Genomic DNA, 17,857 nt, shown 5'->3' on the forward strand with positions numbered 1-17,857 from the left:
GTGGCTAGTGGCTAGTGGCTAGTGGCTAGTGGCTAGTGGCTAGTGGCTAGTGGAAGAATGCTGACGGTCGCCATGGTCGCCAATCACTCGTCACTAGCCACTAGCCACTCCTTCCCCCCGCAACGCTCCCCGCCGACCCGCGTTCACCCCCCATGGCAGCCAAGGGCGAACTCGAAACCTATCAGGCCAAACGGAGCTTCGCGGAGACGCCGGAGCCCAGGGGCCGCAAGGGCAAGGCGAAATCGACCGGCCTGACCTATCTGATCCAGCGCCACGCGGCGACGCGCCTGCACTACGATTTCCGCATCGAGATCGACGGCGTGCTCAAGTCCTGGGCCGTGACCAAGGCCCCGTCCCGCGACACCCTCGTCAAACGCCTCGCCGTCGAGGTCGAGGACCACCCGCTCGACTACGGTACGTTCGAGGGGACCATCCCCGCCGGCAACTACGGCGCCGGCACGGTGCAGATGTGGGACCGCGGAACCTGGGAGCCGCAGGAGCCCGACCTCGACGCCGCCTTCAGGAAGGGTCAGATCAAGATGATCCTGCACGGCGAGCGGCTGAAGGGAAAATGGGCCCTGATCCGCCTCCGCTCCGACCGCGGCAAGCCGTCGAAACGCAACAACTGGCTGCTCATAAAGGAGCGCGACGAATTCACCGTCGAGGGCGAGGGCGACGCCAATATGGAGATCGACGCCTCCATCGTCTCGGGCCGCACCCTGGCCCAGATCGCCGAGGGCTCGAACGAGTGGAAGTCTTCGAAGCCGACCACCCGCAAGGCCCCGCCCAAACCAAAACCGACCAAGGCCGAGACCCGCACATCGACCAAACCGCCCGCCTTCGTCCCCATCCAGCTGTGCAAGATCACCGACTATCCGCCGCGCGGCGCCGGCTGGGCTCATGAGATCAAGTTCGACGGCTACCGCGTCCAGATCGGCGTCGGCGGCGGGAAGGCGACCCTGCGCACCCGCAAGGGTCTCGACTGGTCGGCCAAATTCCCGGCCCACGCCGACGACGCCGCCCGTTGGCCCGACGGCGTCGTCGACGGCGAGCTGTGCGCCCTGGCCGGAGACCACATGCCCGACTTCTCGGCCCTGCAGGCCGCCATCTCGAACGGCGACACCGGCGAGCTGATCTATTTCGCCTTCGACCTGCTGTTCGACGGCGACGAGGACCTGCGCGGCCTGCCCCTGTCGCATCGCAAGGCGCGGCTTCAGGCGTACATCGACCGCATCCCTCCGGCGGCCCGCAAGCGCATCCGTTACGTCGACCATTTCGCCACCACCGGCCAGGCCGTGCTGGAGAGCGCCTGCCGCATGGACCTGGAGGGCGTCATCTCAAAATCGCTGGACGCCCCCTATCACGCGGGCCGTTCGACCACCTGGCTCAAGTCCAAATGCCGCGGCCGCGACGAGGTCGTCATCGGCGGCTGGACCTCCGAAGGCGACCGCTTCCGCTCCCTCATCGTCGGCGTCCAGGACGTCGACGGGAAACAGGGCAAGGGCCTGCGCCACTTGGGCCGCGTCGGCACGGGCTATGCGCAGCCCCTGCTGAAGACCCTGCTCCCGGCCCTGAAGAAGGCCGAGTCCGAGCACAGTCCCTTCGTCGGCAAGGGCGCCCCGCGCCGCCCGTCATCCGCCGGCCAGACCATCCACTGGGTCACGCCCACCCTCGTCGCCGAGATCGAGCACGGCGGCTACACCGACACCGGCTCCCTGCGTCAGGCCGCCTACAAGGGGCTGCGCGAGGACAAGACGGCGCTCGAGGTCACCGAGGACCCGCAGGCTCCGTCCAGGCCCTCGAAGGAAGCCGGCAAGGTCTCGGCTCCGCCGCAGCTGGCCATTCCCGGCGAACCGCGCGGCAAGCAGAAGCTGGTCGTAGCCGGCGTCACCATCTCCAACCCCGACCGCATCCTGTGGCCCGCCGCCGACGGCAAGCCGGCCCTGACCAAGGCTGATCTGGTCCAGTATTATGAGATGGCGGCTGAACGCATCCTGCCCCACGTCGCCGACCGTCCCGTCTCGATCATCCGCGCGCCCGAGGGCATCACCGGCGAGAAATTCTTCCAGCGCCACGCCATGCCGGGTTCGAACCCGCGGCTGAAGCTGATCGATGTGAAGGAGCGCAAACCCTATGTCGGCGTCGTCGACGTCGGCGGCCTCGTCGCCATCGGCCAGTCGGGCGGGCTGGAGCTTCACCCCTGGGGCTGCAAGCCCAACGACCCCGAGACGCCCGACCAGATCACCTTCGACCTCGACCCCGACGAGGGCCTGAATTTCGCCGACGTGATCGCCGCCGCGAAGACGGTCAGGAAGGAGCTGGAATCCCTGGGCCTCAACCCCTTCGTCAAGACCACCGGCGGCAAGGGCCTGCACGTCGTCGTACCGATCAAGGCCGACGCGAAAAGCCGTATCGAATGGGATCAATGCAAGGCCTTCGCCAAGGCCATATCCGAGCGCGTCCGCGTCGCCGACCCCGACCATTTCACCACCACCCTCGCCAGGAAGGCGCGGGGCGGAAAGATCTTCCTCGACTATCTGCGCAACGGCCGCATGGCCACCGCCGTCGCCCCCTGGTCCCCCCGCGCCCGCCCCGGCGCCGGCCTCGCCTTCCCCTTGTCATGGACCCAGGTGAAGACCGGCCTCGACCCCCGCGCCTACACCCTCCACGACGCCGCCGCCCTGCTGAAAAAGCCCGACCCTTGGAAGGACTTCCGGGATGGGGCGGTCAATCTGAGACCGGTGCTGAGGAAGGTGCTTTAGGTGATGTGGACTGGACCTACTACGAGACCAAACTGACCAAGGCCCAGCTATCCTCCGGGCCGCTAACCGTCCCATGGGCGCCAGTGGAACTCGACGCCGTCCAGTTCGTCCTGATCAATCGCTTGTGCATCGAGGACGTTGACATCGACGAGCCGGAGTTTGTCGTCTTCATCCAGGGAGAAGGCATGGCCGTGGAAGAATTCGTCGCGTCCTTGATCAGCACGCGCCTCGTGGCCCTGAACGGCAAGACGCTCGAACTACTGACGACCGAATGCGCCTGCGCGATCCTTCCGGACGGGCGCCGGATTGCCGCGGAAAACAATACCGGCCGGCTGAAACGTTGGCTCGACGCCTATCACAAGGCTCGCCGCGCTGCGCCAGCCCCAGCATGAGCGAGCTCGTCCCCGACATGGACCTGAAGCATTTGGCGGCCACGCTGCATGCAAGCATGCCCGGCGAAAAAATCACCTTGGTCGAGGACGATGACGATCACGATCATCATGATGATGAACGGGATGATGCTGGAAGGAAACCGAACCGCTGCCACGCGAACGCAGTCCGCTGGATAGACTCGCATCCCGACTATCGGATCGTTCCGGGATGGATCCCCGTGCCCTACGAAACCTTGCCGAACCGGCTGCGCTTCCATTCCCACTCGATGGTAGAGGACGCGTCAGGCCAGTTGAGGGACGTTACGCTCACGGCGGATCAGGCCTCTTCGCACCGTTTCATCCGCCACCCCGGACCCACCGACGCCTTCTACGCAGCGGTCGCGAACCAGGGATTGCCGTCGATCGAGCACGTCCTGGCTCCGGACCCTGCGTGGCCGATACAGGGCGACCCGAACACGGGTGACGCCAGCTTCTAGCGCACCAGTTTTCGCATCCGGCTCCAATCAGCCGGTTTTCGGCAAGTACCTCCTCATCCGGTTTAAACTCGAACTCCGCGATCTGAATGGCGTCGGATCGACCGCATCTCGAAACGACTGAGAGCGTATTCTCCCTACTGGAGCTGGCTTTGGTTCAAACAAGGGCGCAATTTGAAGTGCATCTTTGATCCAACGACCATCACAACGTACCCGGCGTTCTGGTTGAATTTTGCAACGAAGTTTGCATGAATTTTAAACCAAAATCATTGCAACAATTATCGCAACGACCTACGTAGGCGTCGAAAGGTTTGACGATGTCCGCATTGAACGAACTGAAAAAGCGGTTGCGGCCTGGACAGGTCTACCGGCGCCAGGACCTGAAGAAGTGGTCAACGGCGGTCGATCGCCACGTTCGGCTGCTCGTGGACGAAGGCCGGCTCAAGAAGGTTTCCGGCGGGGTCTATATGGCTCCTCGCAAGACCCGGTACGGCATGGCGCCTGCCAGCGCGGAGAAGCTGGTTGCGACCTTCCTCAAGGACGACCGCTTCCTGATGGTCTCGCCCAGCGCTTACAACGGCCTCGGCGTCGGCACGACCCAGCTCTACAACGAGCCCGTGGTCTATAACCTCAAACGCCATGGCCGTTTCGAGCTGGGCGGGCGTTTCTACGACTTCCGCAAAAAACCTTCCGTGCCGGCCAAGCTGACGCAGGAGGTTCTCCTCGTGGACCTTCTCCAGAACCTGGACCGGCTACCTGAGGACAAGGCCGAGGTTCTGCCGCGCGCGCTCTGTCGGGCCCGCGAGATGAATCCCTCACGTCTCGCCAAGGCGGCGAGGGATTTCGGTTCGGTGCGCGCAGAACGTCTGGTGAGCCGGGCGCTCGAGGCAGCTTGAGGCCATGCCCCTTCTCCATGACGTCGAGGATTTCCGCGATCTGATCGCCGTCGTCGCTGCAGAGTTGGGCATCGACCCGGGTCTGGTGGAGATGGACTACTGGATCATGCACGGCCTGTGGGGCCTGCAGCAGCTGGGTATCCGCTTCGAGCTCAAGGGCGGAACCTCACTGTCCAAGGGCTTCCAGCTCATCCACCGCTTCTCGGAAGACATCGACATCCTCATTCATCCGGAAGGGGATCTGCCGACAGGTCGGAACCATGACAAGCGCGACCATATCAATGAGCGCAGGGTCTTCTTCGACGGCTTGCCCGCGCGCCTGGCGATCCCGGGGTTCACCCATGCGGTTCGGGACACGGCATTCGACGATCCCACCGGACGGATGCGCGGGGCCGGCATTCGGCTGATCTATCCGGAGCTCAATCCGCTTCCCGCCGGCCTCAAGGCCGGCATTCTCCTCGAAGCCGGCTTTGACCAGGTCACACCCAATCGGCCCTGCCTGATTTCTTCATGGGCTTATGAGCATGCGACCTCATCAGGGATCGAGGATCTGGTCGACAATCGCGCGGTAGACGTGCCCTGCTACGAGCCCGGCTACACGTTCGTCGAGAAACTGCAGACCGTCTCCACCAAATTCCGGCAGCAGCAGGAGACCGGGACGATGCCGGTCAATTTCCTGCGTCACTACTACGATCTCTACTGTCTGCTCGACGATGCCAGCGTGCAGACCTTCATCGGGACGGACGCCTATGTGGCTCATAAGAAGGCTCGCTTCCGCGGTGCCGATGAGCCTGACCTTTGCCAGAACGAAGCCTTCCATCTCAGCGATCCGGCCGTCCGAAAGTCCTACACCGACGCCTATGCTCGGACGCGCGCCCTCTACTATCGAGACCAGCCTTCGCTTGAGAAAATCCTCGACCGGCTCGCCCCCAACCTGGAGCGCCTTTAACAGGGAGCACTTACCCGGGTCCCGGACTCGAAATGGGCCCGTGCGTCAGAGGCGATCCGGCAACTGGTCTCTCAGGGTTCCCGGTTTCGGTGCTCAACCCATTCATCCATAGTGCGGGCCTCGTGCACATAGGTCTCCGCCATCTGGTGGAGCATTCTTAAGGTCCGAGGCGCGTCAAACGCCGTTGCCTCGGCCCATCGGCGGTACTGCTCCGCATCCTGCTGCTCGAGACGCCCTCCTTCTCCCGGAGGCGCGTTGGGACGCCTCGCAGATTGTATTTTCCGGTACGGAAGCCGCTTTCCAGTTCTTCACTTCGGAACAGTTCGATGACCGCCCGGACCGGCTCGGCGGGCCAGATCCCATCCGAGCCCTTCGGAGAGGTCGCGAGCATTTGCCCAATCTGGATGTCGGCGATCGCGCCACGTCCGATTTCGCGCGCTTTCGCACGGGCTTCCTTGATCCAATCTTCCAGCAGGACCTGGTCGATACCTCCCTCGTCATCGGAGCCTGGAATGCGGTTCCACAGACGGAGAAGACGACAGGCCTGGCTCGCCATCATACGAGCGCGTTCCGGATCGTCCGCCCTTCTCCCCCATTCTCTGACAGGCTATCTCCCATCGATGACCTCCGCCCCGCTTCCCGACGCCGGTTCGAACTGGGTGGACCGCCACGCACCGGAACCCCTCAAGCCGTGGCTCAAGCTCGGCCGCTTCGACCGCCCCGTCGGCATCTGGCTTCTGCTGCTTCCGGGATGGCAGGGAATCGCCCTGGGCTGGGCGTCGGGCGCTGGAGGCGCGGCGGAAGACAGCTTCATGCTGAGGCACGCCATCACCCTGGCCGTGCTCTTCGCCCTCGGTGCCTGCCTGATGCGCGCCGCCGGCTGCGCCTTCAACGACATCGTCGACCGCAAGATCGACCGGCGGGTGGCCCGGACCGCATCCCGGCCCGTCGCCTCCGGCCAGATCAGCGTCAGCCACGCCGGAATCTTCGTCGTCGTCTGCGGTTTCATCAGCCTGCAGATCCTGCTGGCGATGAACTGGACCACCGTGATGCTCGGGATCGGGTCGCTGGCCCTGGTGGCCGCCTATCCCTTCATGAAGCGCATCACATGGTGGCCCCAGGCGTGGCTGGGCCTGACCTTCAACTGGGGCGCCCTGATGGGCTTCGCCGCCTTCACCAGCGCCTTCCCGTGGGCCGGCATGCCCGCTTTCTGGCGGACGGGCGTCGCGGTGTTCCACGCCCACGCGGGCATGCCTGGTCACCTGACCTGGGCCGCCGTTCTGCTCTATCTCGGCGGCGTGTTCTGGACCTTGGGCTATGACACCATCTACGCCCTGCAGGACATCGAGGACGACGCCATGGTCGGGGTGAAGTCCTCGGCCCGCCGCCTCGGGTCCAACGTCCCGCGCGGCGTCGCGATCTTCTACAGCCTCGCCGTCATCTGCGCCGCCGCCGCCGGCTGGCTGGCCCACATCGGACCGCTGTTCTGGGTCGGATTGGCCGGCTACGCCCTGCATCTCGTCTCACAGGCCCGCCGGGTCCGCACCGACGACCCCGCCCTCGCCCTGCGCCTGTTCAAGTCCAACCGCGACGCCGGCCTGATCCTGCTGGCCGCCATCGGCCTCGGAGCCCTGACCCTGTGAACGCCCGATCCGCCGTTCCGCGCATCCTGATGGCCGCCGCCTGGCTGCTGGCCACCGCCTGCGCCTCCTCGCCCCAGACCTCCGCGCCCGCCGATCCCCAGCCCATCGCCTACAAGCTCGAAGACGGCCGCATGACCACCGAGCTCACGCTCGACCCGGCCCTGCGCGCTTACCCCGAGCTGAGGGCCCGCCTTTTCAACGACGGTATGGTCGAGATCCGCGAGTTCGAGGCGGCGGTCCGTGAAGCGCGCACCGAGGAAGGCGGCGAGCTCCAGTACAACATGGACCTCAGCCTCGCCTGGCAAGCCCCGGTCGAGACCGCCCGCCTGGTCAGCTCGGACGGACTGTTCTGGTCGTACACCGGCGGCGCTCATGGCAACCCGGGCTTCCACTCTATCGTCTGGGACCGGCAGGACGAGCGCGAGATCAAGCCCGCCGAACTGTTCCGCGCCGACGTCGACCAGAAAAAGCTCGACCACGCCCTGTGCGACGCGATCAACGCCGCCAAGGCCGCGCGCGGCGGCGACCAGGCCTGGGACCCGTCGCCCTACCGCGACGAACCGGCGCAACCGGACCTCTGGGCCTGCCCCGCTGCGCTCGAGACGCCGTTCTCCCTCGCCCCCGGCGACACGGCGGGCAAGGCCGGCGGCCTGGTCTTCCTGATCGGACCCTACATCGTCGGGCCCTATGCCGAGGGGGTCTACACCGCCGTCGTGCCCGCGGCCGCCTTCTCCGCCCTGCTCTCGCCTGAATGGGCCGATCAGTTCGGGGGCGCGCCGGCGCCGGAATTCCTTGACCGGCTTCGCACCGAACCAGCACGATGACCGCGACGCATCAGGAGACCCGCATGACCTCGATCACCACGCCTCCCCTTCGGCTGCTGATGCTGACTGTCGCCCTCGCCACGGCCCTGTCCGCCTGCAACCGCGACCGGGAGCCGGCCGCCCCGGAGCCCGCCCCTCCGGGAACCGCCGCGATCATAACCCCGGCCGACGCCGCCGCGCCGATGGAGTTTGAAAGCAAGACGCCCTGGGCCGACGTCCGCCTGACCCTGCCCGTCGGTATCAAGCCGCAGACCGACCTGCACGCCCGCCTCTACGCCGAGGAGGTCCGCCGCCTGCGCCAGTTCACCGAGGGCGCCCAGGGCGAGCTGACCGAGGCCGGAGCCGATACCGACCGGCCCAAATACGAAAAGACCATCACCATCACCGTCGCCGCCGAAACCGGCAAGCTGCTCAGCCTGAAGCGCGTCGATTTCGACTATTCCGGCGGCGCCCACCCCAACACCCTCACCGACGGCCTGCTGTGGGACAAGGCGCTGAAGCGCCGGGTCGGGGTCGCCGACCTGTTCGGCAAGGGCGCGGACCTGACCGTCCTGGACCAGGCCCTGTGCTCGGCGATCAACACAGCCAAACGCGCCCGCGTGCCCGACGGCGCCAGCGTCACCCTGGGCGGCAAGGACTTCTCCTGCCCCCGCGCCGCCGACACCCCCTTCGTCCTGACGGCGGGCGACACGGCCGGCAAGGCGGCGGGCCTGACCTTCCTGATCGGTCCCTATCAGGTCGGCCCCTATGTCGAGGGCGCCTATGAGATCGCCATTCCGGCCGCGACCTTCCGGTCCCTGCTGGCCGTCGCCTATGCCAGCGAATTCGGCGGGCGGCTGGTCAAGGCCGGGGATGTCACCCCCGCGGCCCTTCCCATGGCTCAGTCCGCCAGGAATTGATCGACGATCCCGGCCAGCCGCTCCGGCTGGTCGGCCATGATGAAATGCCGGCTGTCGTCGATCCTGATCAGCCGGACGCCCGGCAGCGCCGCATACTCCCGCGTCCACAGGGCGTCGGCCATCGCCGGAGGCGTCCCGCCGTTCGGATCCGCCGCATAGACGGCGGTCACGGGGATGCCCATGCCCGCCAAGCCGGGCCGGGCGTCGGTCAGCATCACATCACGGAACGCGGCCGCCGTTCCGCGACGGTCCGAGGCGACCGACCAGGCGACGATCGCCGCCTGCACCTCGGGCGAGCGGGTCGAGGCCGAGGCGATCTGCGCCTGTCCCGCGGCGAAGGCGGCGTCGTCCATGGCCGCCATGGCCGCAGCGGCCTGCTCGGCCACCGGCCGCACGCTGTCCACCGTCGTCGTCGGCCCGTACAGCACGCTGAAGAACGGCAGGCTGTCGACACTCAGCAACCGTCCGACCGATCCCGGCCGGTCCTGCGCCAGCTTCAGCCCGACCAGCGCCCCCATCGAGTGGCCGATCACCGCCGGATGGTGCAGCCCGGCCTCGGCGATATAGCGGCCCAGTTCCTCGACCGCGGGGGCGACGAAGGGACCGTCGCCATGGCTCCAGGGCTCGCCGGCGAACCCGGCCAGTTGAACCAGATGCACCCGGTGCGTCGCGGCCAGCTGGTCCGCCAGCGGCCGCCACACCTCGCGGGACGACAGCAGGCCGGGGATCAGGATGACGTCGGGGCCTGACCCGATCACCTCGACCGACAACCGGTCGGACACGAAGCTGACCTGGGCGGCGACGGGGGCTGGCTCCGCCCGCACGGAGAAGGCGACCGCTCCGGCCCCCAGCGCGACGGCGGAGGCAATGGCGAAGGCGCGCAGCAGGCGGCCGCCGCCGTGGCGGGACATGAACATCATGGCGATCTTCCTGTAAGGTTCGGCTGACTTTGTCAGGCGTGGGGGTTGTCGAAAATCTCTTCCACCGGCCGCGCGAACAGCACGGCGATGCGATAGGCCAGGTCCAGCGACGGGTCGTGCTTCTCGGTCTCGAGGGCGTTGACGGCCTGCCGCGACACGCCCAGCGCCTGCCCCAGTTGCTCCTGGGTCCAGCCGCGCTCGACGCGCAGGAGTTTGAGCCGGTTCTTCATCAGTTCGAGGACTTCACGAAGGGCGCGATCAGGCCGAGGGCGCCCCAGAACAGCGGATAGATCAGCCAGCCCTCGGCGTGCGGCGCGTCGGCGAAGCTCTCGGCGAAGCCCCAGCCGGTGAACAGGGCCATGGCCACCCCTGCGGCGAGGATGAACTGCTTGGCCATCACCGCCCGGACGAACTCATCCGAGTCCCGCATCACCGCCAGGGTGGTCCAGATCTGGCCGGCGACGGGGGCCGTCACCGCCGCCGCCAGCAACCAGGCGGCGGGCTTGCCCTGGATGTCGTCGAAGGCGCCGAAGATCAGCCCCATCATGATGGCCGCGTAACCGCCCATGAAGGCGACCGTACGGATGACGTATTTTCGCTGCGCCGATGTGGTGGGCCTGCCGATGATGAGCATGAGTCTCTCCCGTGTTTGTAAGGTGAACCTTACAGAGCGGTTTTGTAATGTCAACCTGACTTAAAGTCATGACTGCCTGACGAACTTCAATTGGCGCTATTCGCCTCGGGCCCGCGGAGCGCTACAGTGCTGTCATGCCAGCCGCGCCCCGTGCCCGACCGTCCGACCTGTTCACGCCCGAGGACTGGGCGCCCTTCCAGTCGCGCTCGCGCTGGCTCGGCCCGCTGCTGGTGTTGCACTGCTGGGCCGTTATCGCCGCCGCTGTCGCTTTGGGCGTCCTGTGGCCGGTCCTGATCCCGCTCAGCGTCGCCGTCATCGGCACGCGCCAGCTGGGCCTGGCCATTCTGATGCACGAGGCGGCCCACGGCAGCCTGTCGCCGGACCGGCGCCTGAACGATTTCCTCGGCCACTGGTTCTGCGCCGTGCCAGTCGGGGCCACGCTGAACGCCTACCGGCCCTATCATCTCGCACACCACAAATACGCCCAGCAGCCCGAGGACCCGGACCTTGTCCTGTCCGCCCCCTTCCCCGTCAGCCGCGCGTCGCTGCGCCGCAAGATCGTGCGCGACCTGTCTGGCCAGACCTTCTTCAAACAGCGGGTGCTTCTGCCCCTGACCGCCCTGCGGGGTCGCGTTTCCGGGGCGGCGACGGACGATCACGCCAATGAGGCCATCGTCACCGGCCGCTCCGTCGCGCCCTTTCTGCTCGTCAACGCCGCCCTGCTGACAGCGGCGATCGCCGCCGGTGTCTGGTGGGCCTTCTTCGCGTTGTGGCTGCTGCCCATGGCGACCTGGTTCCCCATGGCGACCCGTCTGAGAAACATCGCCGAGCACGCCTGCGTCGAAGGTTCCACGACCGACCCTTTTCGCGCCGCCCGCACGACCCGCGCTGCATGGTGGGAACGCGCCTTCGTCGCCCCCTACTGGGTGAATTTCCACGCCGAGCACCACCTGTTCATGTGGGTCAACAGCTACAAACTACCTGCTCTGCACGAAAAGCTCAGAGAAAAGGGCATGTTAGACCGGATGGAAGTCGCGCCCGGCTATCTGTCGGTGCTTAGCAAGGCCACCGGACGGAATTCGGTCTGAGGCGGAAAGCGGCCGGGCTGAATGTCAGCTATGGGTGATGGGGTGGACGCCCCCCGACGGCATCGCCGTGCCAAAGTGAGGGCGTTGAACAACCCTCAAAGGAGGCGTCCAAGGGACAGGTTAGACGCCTCCACTGACTTCGGAGCAGACCCATTGGCGTGGAGCCGCTCCTGCTTTTCCTGCTGCTCGGCGCTGAACCGGCCCGCCGGCCCGATCATCGGCGTCGCCTCTGTCATCGATGGGTACATGCTACCGCAGGGTGGCCGGAGTCCGCATGAGGCCGTCCAGGCCAGCTTCAACAACGGACTCGAATTACATCCGGCCCCGACCATCCACTCCCCGGGGAGTTTCGAGTGCTGCGTTAACCGAAAAAAGGAAAACACCGTGCTTGCATCACCTCAAAGAACAGTGGTCGGAGAATTGTTTTGGATCCTGAGTTAAGCCATCGGGGTGGCGGTACGGAAAAGCCAACCGCCGGCTCACCCCTCTCCCCGGAGACGCTTTCGCTGGAAGTCCATAGTCTGGACTTGTCTTTGTCGGGATCACTCGAAGCCATCGTGAGGCTTGCCGAGCAGATCCACCTCGGAACCATTGTGAGTATCGTGCTCCTAGATGAAGCAAGGCAGCATCTACGTCCGGGCGCGGCTCCAAACCTGCCGGACGTCTACAATCAGATGATCGGCGGGTCCGCTATCGGTCCCGACGCCAACCCGTGCGGCACGGCGGCCTTCGGCAACTGCTTGGTCGTTGTTGAGGATATTCAGTCTGACCCGCTGTGGGCCAAGTTCAAATCCAGCGCGGTAGAGTTGGGTCTGCGTGCGTGTTGGTCGCAACCCATCCGAGGCCTCGCTGGGCAGGTCCTGGGGGTAATCGCGTTCTATCACCCTGAAGCCCGCTTGCCGACGGGCGAGCAGATTCGATCGATTCAAAACCTCGCCGTCACGGCGTCAAACGTCATCGAAAAGCACGAAGCTAGGACGTACACGGACGAAATTGAGTTTCGACTGTCCCAAGCATCTTCGCGCCTGAACGAGGTGGAGGAGCACGCTGATGACGAACGACGTTCGGTCGCGAAAAGAGAAGCATTCTATGGGAAGATCATGGAAATGCTGCCGGCCATGGTAGTCGTGAAGGAGGCCATCACCGGCAAGTTTGTCCACATCAATCGAGCGGCTGAAGTAGCCACGGGCCTGTCGTCGGCTGAGGCCGTGGGGAAGACAGTTCATGAACTATTTCCCGCCGAAGAGGCGAATCGATCCTGGGACGAGGATCAGGAGGTCATTCTCACCAAACAGGTGAAGGTCGAGCAGGGCGCGCTGGTCACAACCAAGGACCTGGGCGAGAGGTACTGGACGACCAGGAAGGCCGCGACCTTTGAGGAGGGTGAGCCCACCTATATTGTCACTGTCGGTGAGGACGTAACTGAGCAGCACCTGCTAAATGTTGCACTTCGGACCGCCTTGGACGCCGCCGAGGCCTCGGGGCGTGCGAAATCGGCATTCCTGGCGAACATGAGCCACGAACTCCGTACGCCCCTGAATGGAATTGTGGCGGCCTCGGACATCCTGACCCGAAAATGCGATCGGCGCGACCAGCTTGAACTGCTGGATATCATTCGCTCATCCGGCGAAACGCTGACGGCTTTGCTGGCGGATTTGTTGGATACGGCCAAGATCGAAGCCGGCGAACTCAAAATAAACAACGAAACATTCGACTTGCGGGAATTGGCTGAATTCAATCACGAAAAATTCAAACTGCAGAACATCAATGCAGGCGTAACCTATGAACTCATTGTCGAAGAGGGCATTGGTGGATTTTATAGCGGAGACCCACTGCGAATCCGGCAGGTTTTGGGTAATTTCCTCAGCAACGCCGCCAAGTTCACCGCGGCGGGCAAGATCGTCCTCTCGGTTGAACGAACCTCAAGCGGGCTGATCCGCTTCTCTGTGTCGGACACGGGGATGGGCTTTGCGCCGGAAGCCAAGGGCCGGCTGTTCGACAGATTCCAACAGGCAGATGAGACGATTACGCGTAAATTCGGTGGAACCGGCATTGGCCTTTCCATCTGTCGCGATCTGGTGGAACTCATGGATGGCACTCTGGACTGCGAGAGCCAACCGGGACGGGGGTCGACCTTCTGGTTCGAGCTTCCCCTGGAATCCGTGGATGCCCCGAGAGACACGAGCGCGATTGCCGCGGCCGTCGAAACCCCGGATCGCCCCTTGCGGGTGCTCATCGCCGATGATCACCCCACGAACCGCAAGGTGGCCGAGTTGATGTTGTCCGGAATGGCCAAGGTCGTGAGTGTGGTCGATGGACAAGAGGCCGTAGACGCCGCGTTCGCTTCGCACTTCGATATTATCCTGATGGACATGCAGATGCCGGTCATGGACGGCCTCACCGCCGTGCAGAGGATCCGAGCGTCTTCATCAACCTGCCGGGACGTTCCGATCGTCATGATGACAGCGAATGCGATGCGGGAACATATCGAGGCCAGCAGGAGCGCGGGCGCTGACGTTCACCTCGCCAAGCCGATCACCGCCGAGACCCTGTTTGCTGCAATGAATGAGGCCATGGAAAGAGCTGTCCCCGATCAGCAGAACGCGCTTCACGCCTAGAGGTCGGCCCAGATATGATCGAAGGAACTGCAAATCGGGCGCTCCGAACCGTTGCCTTGAGCTAGGAGCGGGCCGGCGAACGCGGGCAACGTACAGAATTGTGGATCGGCGTCCAAAATGGACCCCCATCGCTATGCCGGTAACCGACTGACGTGAATGAAGAAAGTTATCCGGCGGTGGGTCCAGAGCGGTGCCGATGTCATGAGAGCTACTGCCAGAAGAGTCTTTTAGATCAGATATTTGGTCAAACTGGCGAGGGTCCCGTTTTGGACGCCGATCTACACCCGGCGCGTCCGCTTCATTAAAAGAACAGCGATCTTCCAGACCTGCTCGCCCGCAGAATAGAGCTCAGAGAAAATTAAAGAACGGCGTTCAACGATCGGTGAAATATCGACATGGCATATTCATCGTGACGGGGAAATGGCGGTTTCGGACGACCTCGTCACAATTAATTCTAGAAATATGTGTTTAATCAGTAGGTTGCTGGAACCGTGTCCATATTGTGACGTCCGGTTTTTATAATATTACAGGCACGAATTACCCTGAGCGAACCATTAAACGCCCTTTATGGTTGCGCACCTATGCGGGGCTCGCTGCCGCGCGGATTTTGCCAGACCTATTGACCGCTCGTGGGGGGCGGCGGGCCGGCACCCGGGAGGACCACCTTTTGAAGACCCACACCATTCGACAGCGGCTGCTGCGGTCGACCATGATCGGCGGCGCAGCGCTGATGGCCCTGACCGCCGTTCCGGTCGTCGCACTCGTCGTGCCGACGAACGCCATGGCTCAATCGCAATCCGGTTCGCTGCGTATCAGCGTCGCCGGACAAGACGGCCAGCCTCTGAGCGGCGCCACGATCACAGTTAGTTCGCCGGACAGTCTGGTCTCGAAGACGGCGGTGACGGGCGAAGATGGCCGCGCCCGCCTGAGCGGTCTTGATCCGGCGACGAACTATACTGTCCAGGTCGTGGCCGCCGGCTATGACGAATTTCGGGCTTCCAACGTCGCCGTGGTTAGCGGCCGGGACCTGAGCCAAGGTTATGTCCTTGTCAGCGGCGCGCGGGCCGATGCCGACGCTGACGCCACCGACCTGGGCGACATCATCGTCACCGGCACATCTCTCGCGGCAGTCGACGTCACCTCGGCGACGGTCGGCACCACCCTGACCCTGCAAACGGTGGAAGCGCTGCCGACCGGCCGCAACTACCAGAGCTACCTGCAACTTGTTCCTGGCGTGAAACCCTCCAGCGGCGGCAACGCGGCCTCGCGGTCGGGCGTGAACTATTCGGATGTCGGCGGAGCCATCGGCTCGTCGACCGACAACCTGTACTACCTCGACGGCGTGGACGTGACTGACCCGGTCACCGGTACCTTTGGAGCCAACTTCAACTCCGAGATCATCCAGGAACAGCAGGTCATCGTCGGCGGCGTGCCCGCGGAATACGCCGGCGGCTCGGGTCTGGTCTCGAGGGTCGTGACCAAGTCGGGCTCGAACGAATGGCACGGCTCGATCAACTACTACCTCCAGAACGACGATCTGGTAGCCGAGGACGAGCACAGCACCTCGGGTGGTTTCTCGACCTACGACAGCGCCGTCACCTTGGGCGGACCGATCTTGCACGACCGCCTGTGGTTCTTCGGGTCGTATCAGAAGAAAAACCGTGAGGACGAGGTTCTGAACGTCGGCACCGGTGACATCCTCCGGACGGTCGAGAACGATCAGGACTATCTCTTCAGCAAGCTGACCTGGCAGGTCACCGACAACGACCGCGTGACCGCGACCTTCTTCAGCGATCCGACTGAAATCAGCGGCCAGAACTCGGCTACGATCATCAATAGCCGCGACTATTCCCGCACGCAGGGCGGCGACAACTACAAGCTTGAGTACACCCGCACCTGGGGCGACCTGCTGTTTGATGCCTACTACTTCAAGCACGAGTCCGAGCTGACCGACGTCGCCCTCAACAGCTCGATCCGCGACAACGTCACCTATCGCACTGCAGCGAACGCGAGCCTGGAACAGCGCCAGCTCGGCGGCCGGGGTATCAACTTCGAGGAACACCGGGACCGTGAGGAGTGGGGTCTGAACGCCGAGTACTTCCTCGACACCAGCTTCGGCACCCACACAATCAAGGGCGGCGTCCAGCGCACCGAGAACATCTATTTCCAGACGGATTCCGTTCCGGGCGGCGTGACCTACAACTCGCTCGACGATCAGTACCTCGGGACCACTCTGGGCACCTATCGTGGAGCGGGATGGACGGCCCGTTCGATCACCTCGACGGACTACGCGCAGTTCCTGCTGCCGGCCCTGAGCGCCAACGCGGCGGCCCTCGCGGCGTACGACACCAACCACAACGGCGCCATCTCGGCTGCTGAAGCGGATGCCATCGTGTTCAACAGCACGGCCGGCAACCCCTACGGCGGCGTCAATGTTTACCGTACGGTGCGCGCCGCTGACGCCCCATATGAGGTGTCCAGCGAAGGCACAACCCTGTATCTGCAGGACACCTGGACGCTGAACCAGCTGACAGTGAACGCCGGTCTGCGCGCGGAAAAGTGGGACCACTTCGCCTCGGACGGCAGCCAGATCGCGGACTTCGACTGGGCCATCGCGCCCCGCCTGAGCGTGGTTTACGACGTGTTTGGCGACGGCCGCAGCAAGGTCTTCGGCTTCGCGGGTCGCTACTATGACCCGATCCGAAACGACATGACCGACTTCGCCGGCGCCAAGACCGGTCCCGTCAACAACGAGCAGATCTACGCCGCCGGCCAGTGGATCACCTTCCGTACCCGTGGTCCGGGCGACGCGGCCATTTCGCCGTCCACCAAGACCCCATACACGGACGAGTTCATGATCGGCGGCTCGACCACCATCGGCTCGAGCATCGGCCTGTCCGCCACGCTCACGCACCGCGTGACCGAGGACATCATGGAGGACTACGATCTCAGCCTCTATGCGGACGCGACCTGCACGCAGGCGACCTGCGGCGTGAACGGAGCGGCCTATCCGGGCTCGCTGTTCTATCTCGGCCTGCCGTACTTCGGTTACAGCAGCGATCCCGGCACCAACTACGTCATCGGCACCCTGGCCGGCGGCAAGCGTGAGTACACCGGCTTCGAGGTCGTCCTGACCAAGTTCAAGACCGACAACTGGTTCGGTCAGGTGTCCTATACGTTCAACGATGCCGAGGGTAACTCGAACTCGGACGGCAACGCCGACTTCCAGGGCGACTGGATCGCGCTGGACCCGCGCGCCCCGAACGTCTGGGGCCCGCAGGCCGGCAACATCCCGCACCAGTTCAAGGCCTATGGGGCCTATGAATTCAACTTCGGTCTGGAAGTGTCGGGCGTGTTCAACTGGAACAGCGGTTCGCTCTACACCCCGGCCGACGTGGTCCAGAGCCGCTACCTGCCTCCGATGTCGGGGGGCTACGAGTTCGGCGGCGTCACCGACAGCTACATCCTGCCGGGCTTCGTCGGGGCCGAGCAGAACCCGGCCTACTACACCTTCGACATGCGTCTGAAGTACGTGCTCGACCTGCCGATCGGCGAGACCGAGTTTTTCCTCGACGCGTTCAACGTGCTCAACAACCAGGCGGCGACGGGCGAAGTGGCCAACCGCGCTGGCAGCGGCCAGTACGTCTTCCAGGAAGCAAACAGCTGGGTGGCGCCGCGGCGCTTCTATCTGGGGGTTCGCTACTCCTTCTAAGGTCGCATCGACGACCAGGACTGAATGCCGGCGCGCAAGCGCCGGCA

General features: G+C 64.4%; 15 protein-coding genes. 11 read left to right on the forward strand and 4 right to left on the reverse strand.

Annotated elements, in window-relative coordinates:
• The first annotated feature begins 152 nt into the window (after positions 1-152).
• From ligD to PSV23_RS12140, 5 genes are all read left to right on the forward strand, one after another.
• Positions 153-2,762, forward strand: coding sequence for a DNA ligase D (gene ligD / locus PSV23_RS12120; RefSeq protein WP_300469295.1), 2,610 nt, complete (start codon positions 153-155; stop codon positions 2,760-2,762).
• An 83-nt stretch (positions 2,763-2,845) separates the two neighbouring features.
• Positions 2,846-3,154: a hypothetical protein gene (locus PSV23_RS12125; RefSeq protein ID WP_300469297.1), complete on the forward strand. Its 309-nt coding sequence runs from the start codon at positions 2,846-2,848 to the stop codon at positions 3,152-3,154.
• Positions 3,151-3,630, forward strand: a complete 480-nt coding sequence (locus tag PSV23_RS12130; RefSeq protein ID WP_300469299.1) for a hypothetical protein — start codon at positions 3,151-3,153, stop codon at positions 3,628-3,630. The genes PSV23_RS12125 and PSV23_RS12130 overlap by 4 nt, the downstream gene beginning before the upstream one ends.
• A 314-nt stretch (positions 3,631-3,944) precedes the next feature.
• Positions 3,945-4,523, forward strand: a complete 579-nt coding sequence (locus PSV23_RS12135; protein ID WP_300470446.1) for a hypothetical protein — start codon at positions 3,945-3,947, stop codon at positions 4,521-4,523.
• A gap of 4 nt (positions 4,524-4,527) precedes the next feature.
• Complete coding sequence (locus tag PSV23_RS12140; RefSeq protein WP_300469301.1) at positions 4,528-5,472, forward strand: nucleotidyl transferase AbiEii/AbiGii toxin family protein; 945 nt, start codon at positions 4,528-4,530, stop codon at positions 5,470-5,472.
• Positions 5,473-5,629: 157 nt separating this feature from the next.
• Here PSV23_RS12140 and PSV23_RS12145 read toward each other — a convergent pair whose 3' ends face one another.
• Complete coding sequence (locus PSV23_RS12145) at positions 5,630-6,028, reverse strand: hypothetical protein (RefSeq protein ID WP_300469303.1); 399 nt, start codon at positions 6,026-6,028, stop codon at positions 5,630-5,632.
• 64 nt (positions 6,029-6,092) lie between these two features.
• On the opposite strand from PSV23_RS12145, the gene PSV23_RS12150 reads away from it, so the two are divergent.
• From PSV23_RS12150 to PSV23_RS12160, 3 genes are read left to right on the forward strand one after another with little or no spacing between them, the layout of a single operon-like run.
• Positions 6,093-7,115: a UbiA family prenyltransferase gene (locus tag PSV23_RS12150; protein WP_300469306.1), complete on the forward strand. Its 1,023-nt coding sequence runs from the start codon at positions 6,093-6,095 to the stop codon at positions 7,113-7,115.
• Entirely contained in the window at positions 7,112-7,939 is an 828-nt protein-coding gene (locus PSV23_RS12155) for an RsiV family protein (protein ID WP_300469308.1), read from the forward strand. The genes PSV23_RS12150 and PSV23_RS12155 overlap by 4 nt, the downstream gene beginning before the upstream one ends.
• 23 nt (positions 7,940-7,962) lie before the next feature.
• Positions 7,963-8,838 (forward strand): DUF3298 and DUF4163 domain-containing protein, encoded by an 876-nt coding sequence (locus tag PSV23_RS12160; protein ID WP_300469310.1) that lies wholly within the window; start codon positions 7,963-7,965, stop codon positions 8,836-8,838.
• Here the strand turns inward: PSV23_RS12160 and PSV23_RS12165 are convergent.
• From PSV23_RS12165 to PSV23_RS12175, 3 genes are read right to left on the reverse strand one after another with little or no spacing between them, the layout of a single operon-like run.
• Positions 8,820-9,758 carry an alpha/beta hydrolase gene (locus PSV23_RS12165; protein WP_300469312.1) on the reverse strand — a complete coding sequence of 313 codons (939 nt, stop codon included), beginning with the start codon at positions 9,756-9,758 and terminating at the stop codon, positions 8,820-8,822. The genes PSV23_RS12160 and PSV23_RS12165 overlap by 19 nt on opposite strands.
• A gap of 32 nt (positions 9,759-9,790) precedes the next feature.
• Positions 9,791-9,988 (reverse strand): helix-turn-helix transcriptional regulator, encoded by a 198-nt coding sequence (locus PSV23_RS12170; RefSeq protein ID WP_284220220.1) that lies wholly within the window; start codon positions 9,986-9,988, stop codon positions 9,791-9,793.
• Complete coding sequence (locus PSV23_RS12175; RefSeq protein ID WP_300469314.1) at positions 9,988-10,392, reverse strand: hypothetical protein; 405 nt, start codon at positions 10,390-10,392, stop codon at positions 9,988-9,990. Before PSV23_RS12175 ends, PSV23_RS12170 begins: the two co-directional genes overlap by 1 nt.
• Positions 10,393-10,526: 134 nt before the next feature.
• Here PSV23_RS12175 and PSV23_RS12180 point away from each other — a divergent pair, with 134 nt between their 5' ends.
• The 3 genes from PSV23_RS12180 to PSV23_RS12190 all read left to right on the forward strand — a co-directional run bounded on the left by PSV23_RS12180 (position 10,527) and on the right by PSV23_RS12190 (position 17,810).
• On the forward strand, positions 10,527-11,480 hold the full coding sequence (locus tag PSV23_RS12180) for a fatty acid desaturase family protein (RefSeq protein WP_300469316.1): 954 nt from the start codon (positions 10,527-10,529) through the stop codon (positions 11,478-11,480).
• Positions 11,481-11,905: 425 nt separating this feature from the next.
• On the forward strand, positions 11,906-14,098 hold the full coding sequence (locus tag PSV23_RS12185) for a GAF domain-containing hybrid sensor histidine kinase/response regulator (RefSeq protein ID WP_300469318.1): 2,193 nt from the start codon (positions 11,906-11,908) through the stop codon (positions 14,096-14,098).
• Positions 14,099-14,828: 730 nt separating this feature from the next.
• On the forward strand, positions 14,829-17,810 hold the full coding sequence (locus PSV23_RS12190) for a TonB-dependent receptor (protein WP_300469320.1): 2,982 nt from the start codon (positions 14,829-14,831) through the stop codon (positions 17,808-17,810).
• Positions 17,811-17,857 lie beyond the last annotated feature (47 nt).

This window comes from Brevundimonas sp. (assembly GCF_029946145.1).
Lineage (GTDB): Bacteria > Pseudomonadota > Alphaproteobacteria > Caulobacterales > Caulobacteraceae > Brevundimonas.

Coding starts and splice junctions, on each gene's coding strand:
- ligD (WP_300469295.1), top strand. CDS start 153: ATGGCAGCCAAGGGCGAACTCGAAACCTATCAGGCCAAACGGAGCTTC.
- PSV23_RS12130 (WP_300469299.1), top strand. CDS start 3,151: ATGAGCGAGCTCGTCCCCGACATGGACCTGAAGCATTTGGCGGCCACG.
- PSV23_RS12135 (WP_300470446.1), top strand. CDS start 3,945: ATGTCCGCATTGAACGAACTGAAAAAGCGGTTGCGGCCTGGACAGGTC.
- PSV23_RS12140 (WP_300469301.1), top strand. CDS start 4,528: ATGCCCCTTCTCCATGACGTCGAGGATTTCCGCGATCTGATCGCCGTC.
- PSV23_RS12145 (WP_300469303.1), bottom strand. CDS start 6,028: ATGGCGAGCCAGGCCTGTCGTCTTCTCCGTCTGTGGAACCGCATTCCA.
- PSV23_RS12150 (WP_300469306.1), top strand. CDS start 6,093: ATGACCTCCGCCCCGCTTCCCGACGCCGGTTCGAACTGGGTGGACCGC.
- PSV23_RS12160 (WP_300469310.1), top strand. CDS start 7,963: ATGACCTCGATCACCACGCCTCCCCTTCGGCTGCTGATGCTGACTGTC.
- PSV23_RS12165 (WP_300469312.1), bottom strand. CDS start 9,758: ATGATGTTCATGTCCCGCCACGGCGGCGGCCGCCTGCTGCGCGCCTTC.
- PSV23_RS12170 (WP_284220220.1), bottom strand. CDS start 9,988: ATGAAGAACCGGCTCAAACTCCTGCGCGTCGAGCGCGGCTGGACCCAG.
- PSV23_RS12175 (WP_300469314.1), bottom strand. CDS start 10,392: ATGCTCATCATCGGCAGGCCCACCACATCGGCGCAGCGAAAATACGTC.
- PSV23_RS12180 (WP_300469316.1), top strand. CDS start 10,527: ATGCCAGCCGCGCCCCGTGCCCGACCGTCCGACCTGTTCACGCCCGAG.
- PSV23_RS12190 (WP_300469320.1), top strand. CDS start 14,829: ATGGCCCTGACCGCCGTTCCGGTCGTCGCACTCGTCGTGCCGACGAAC.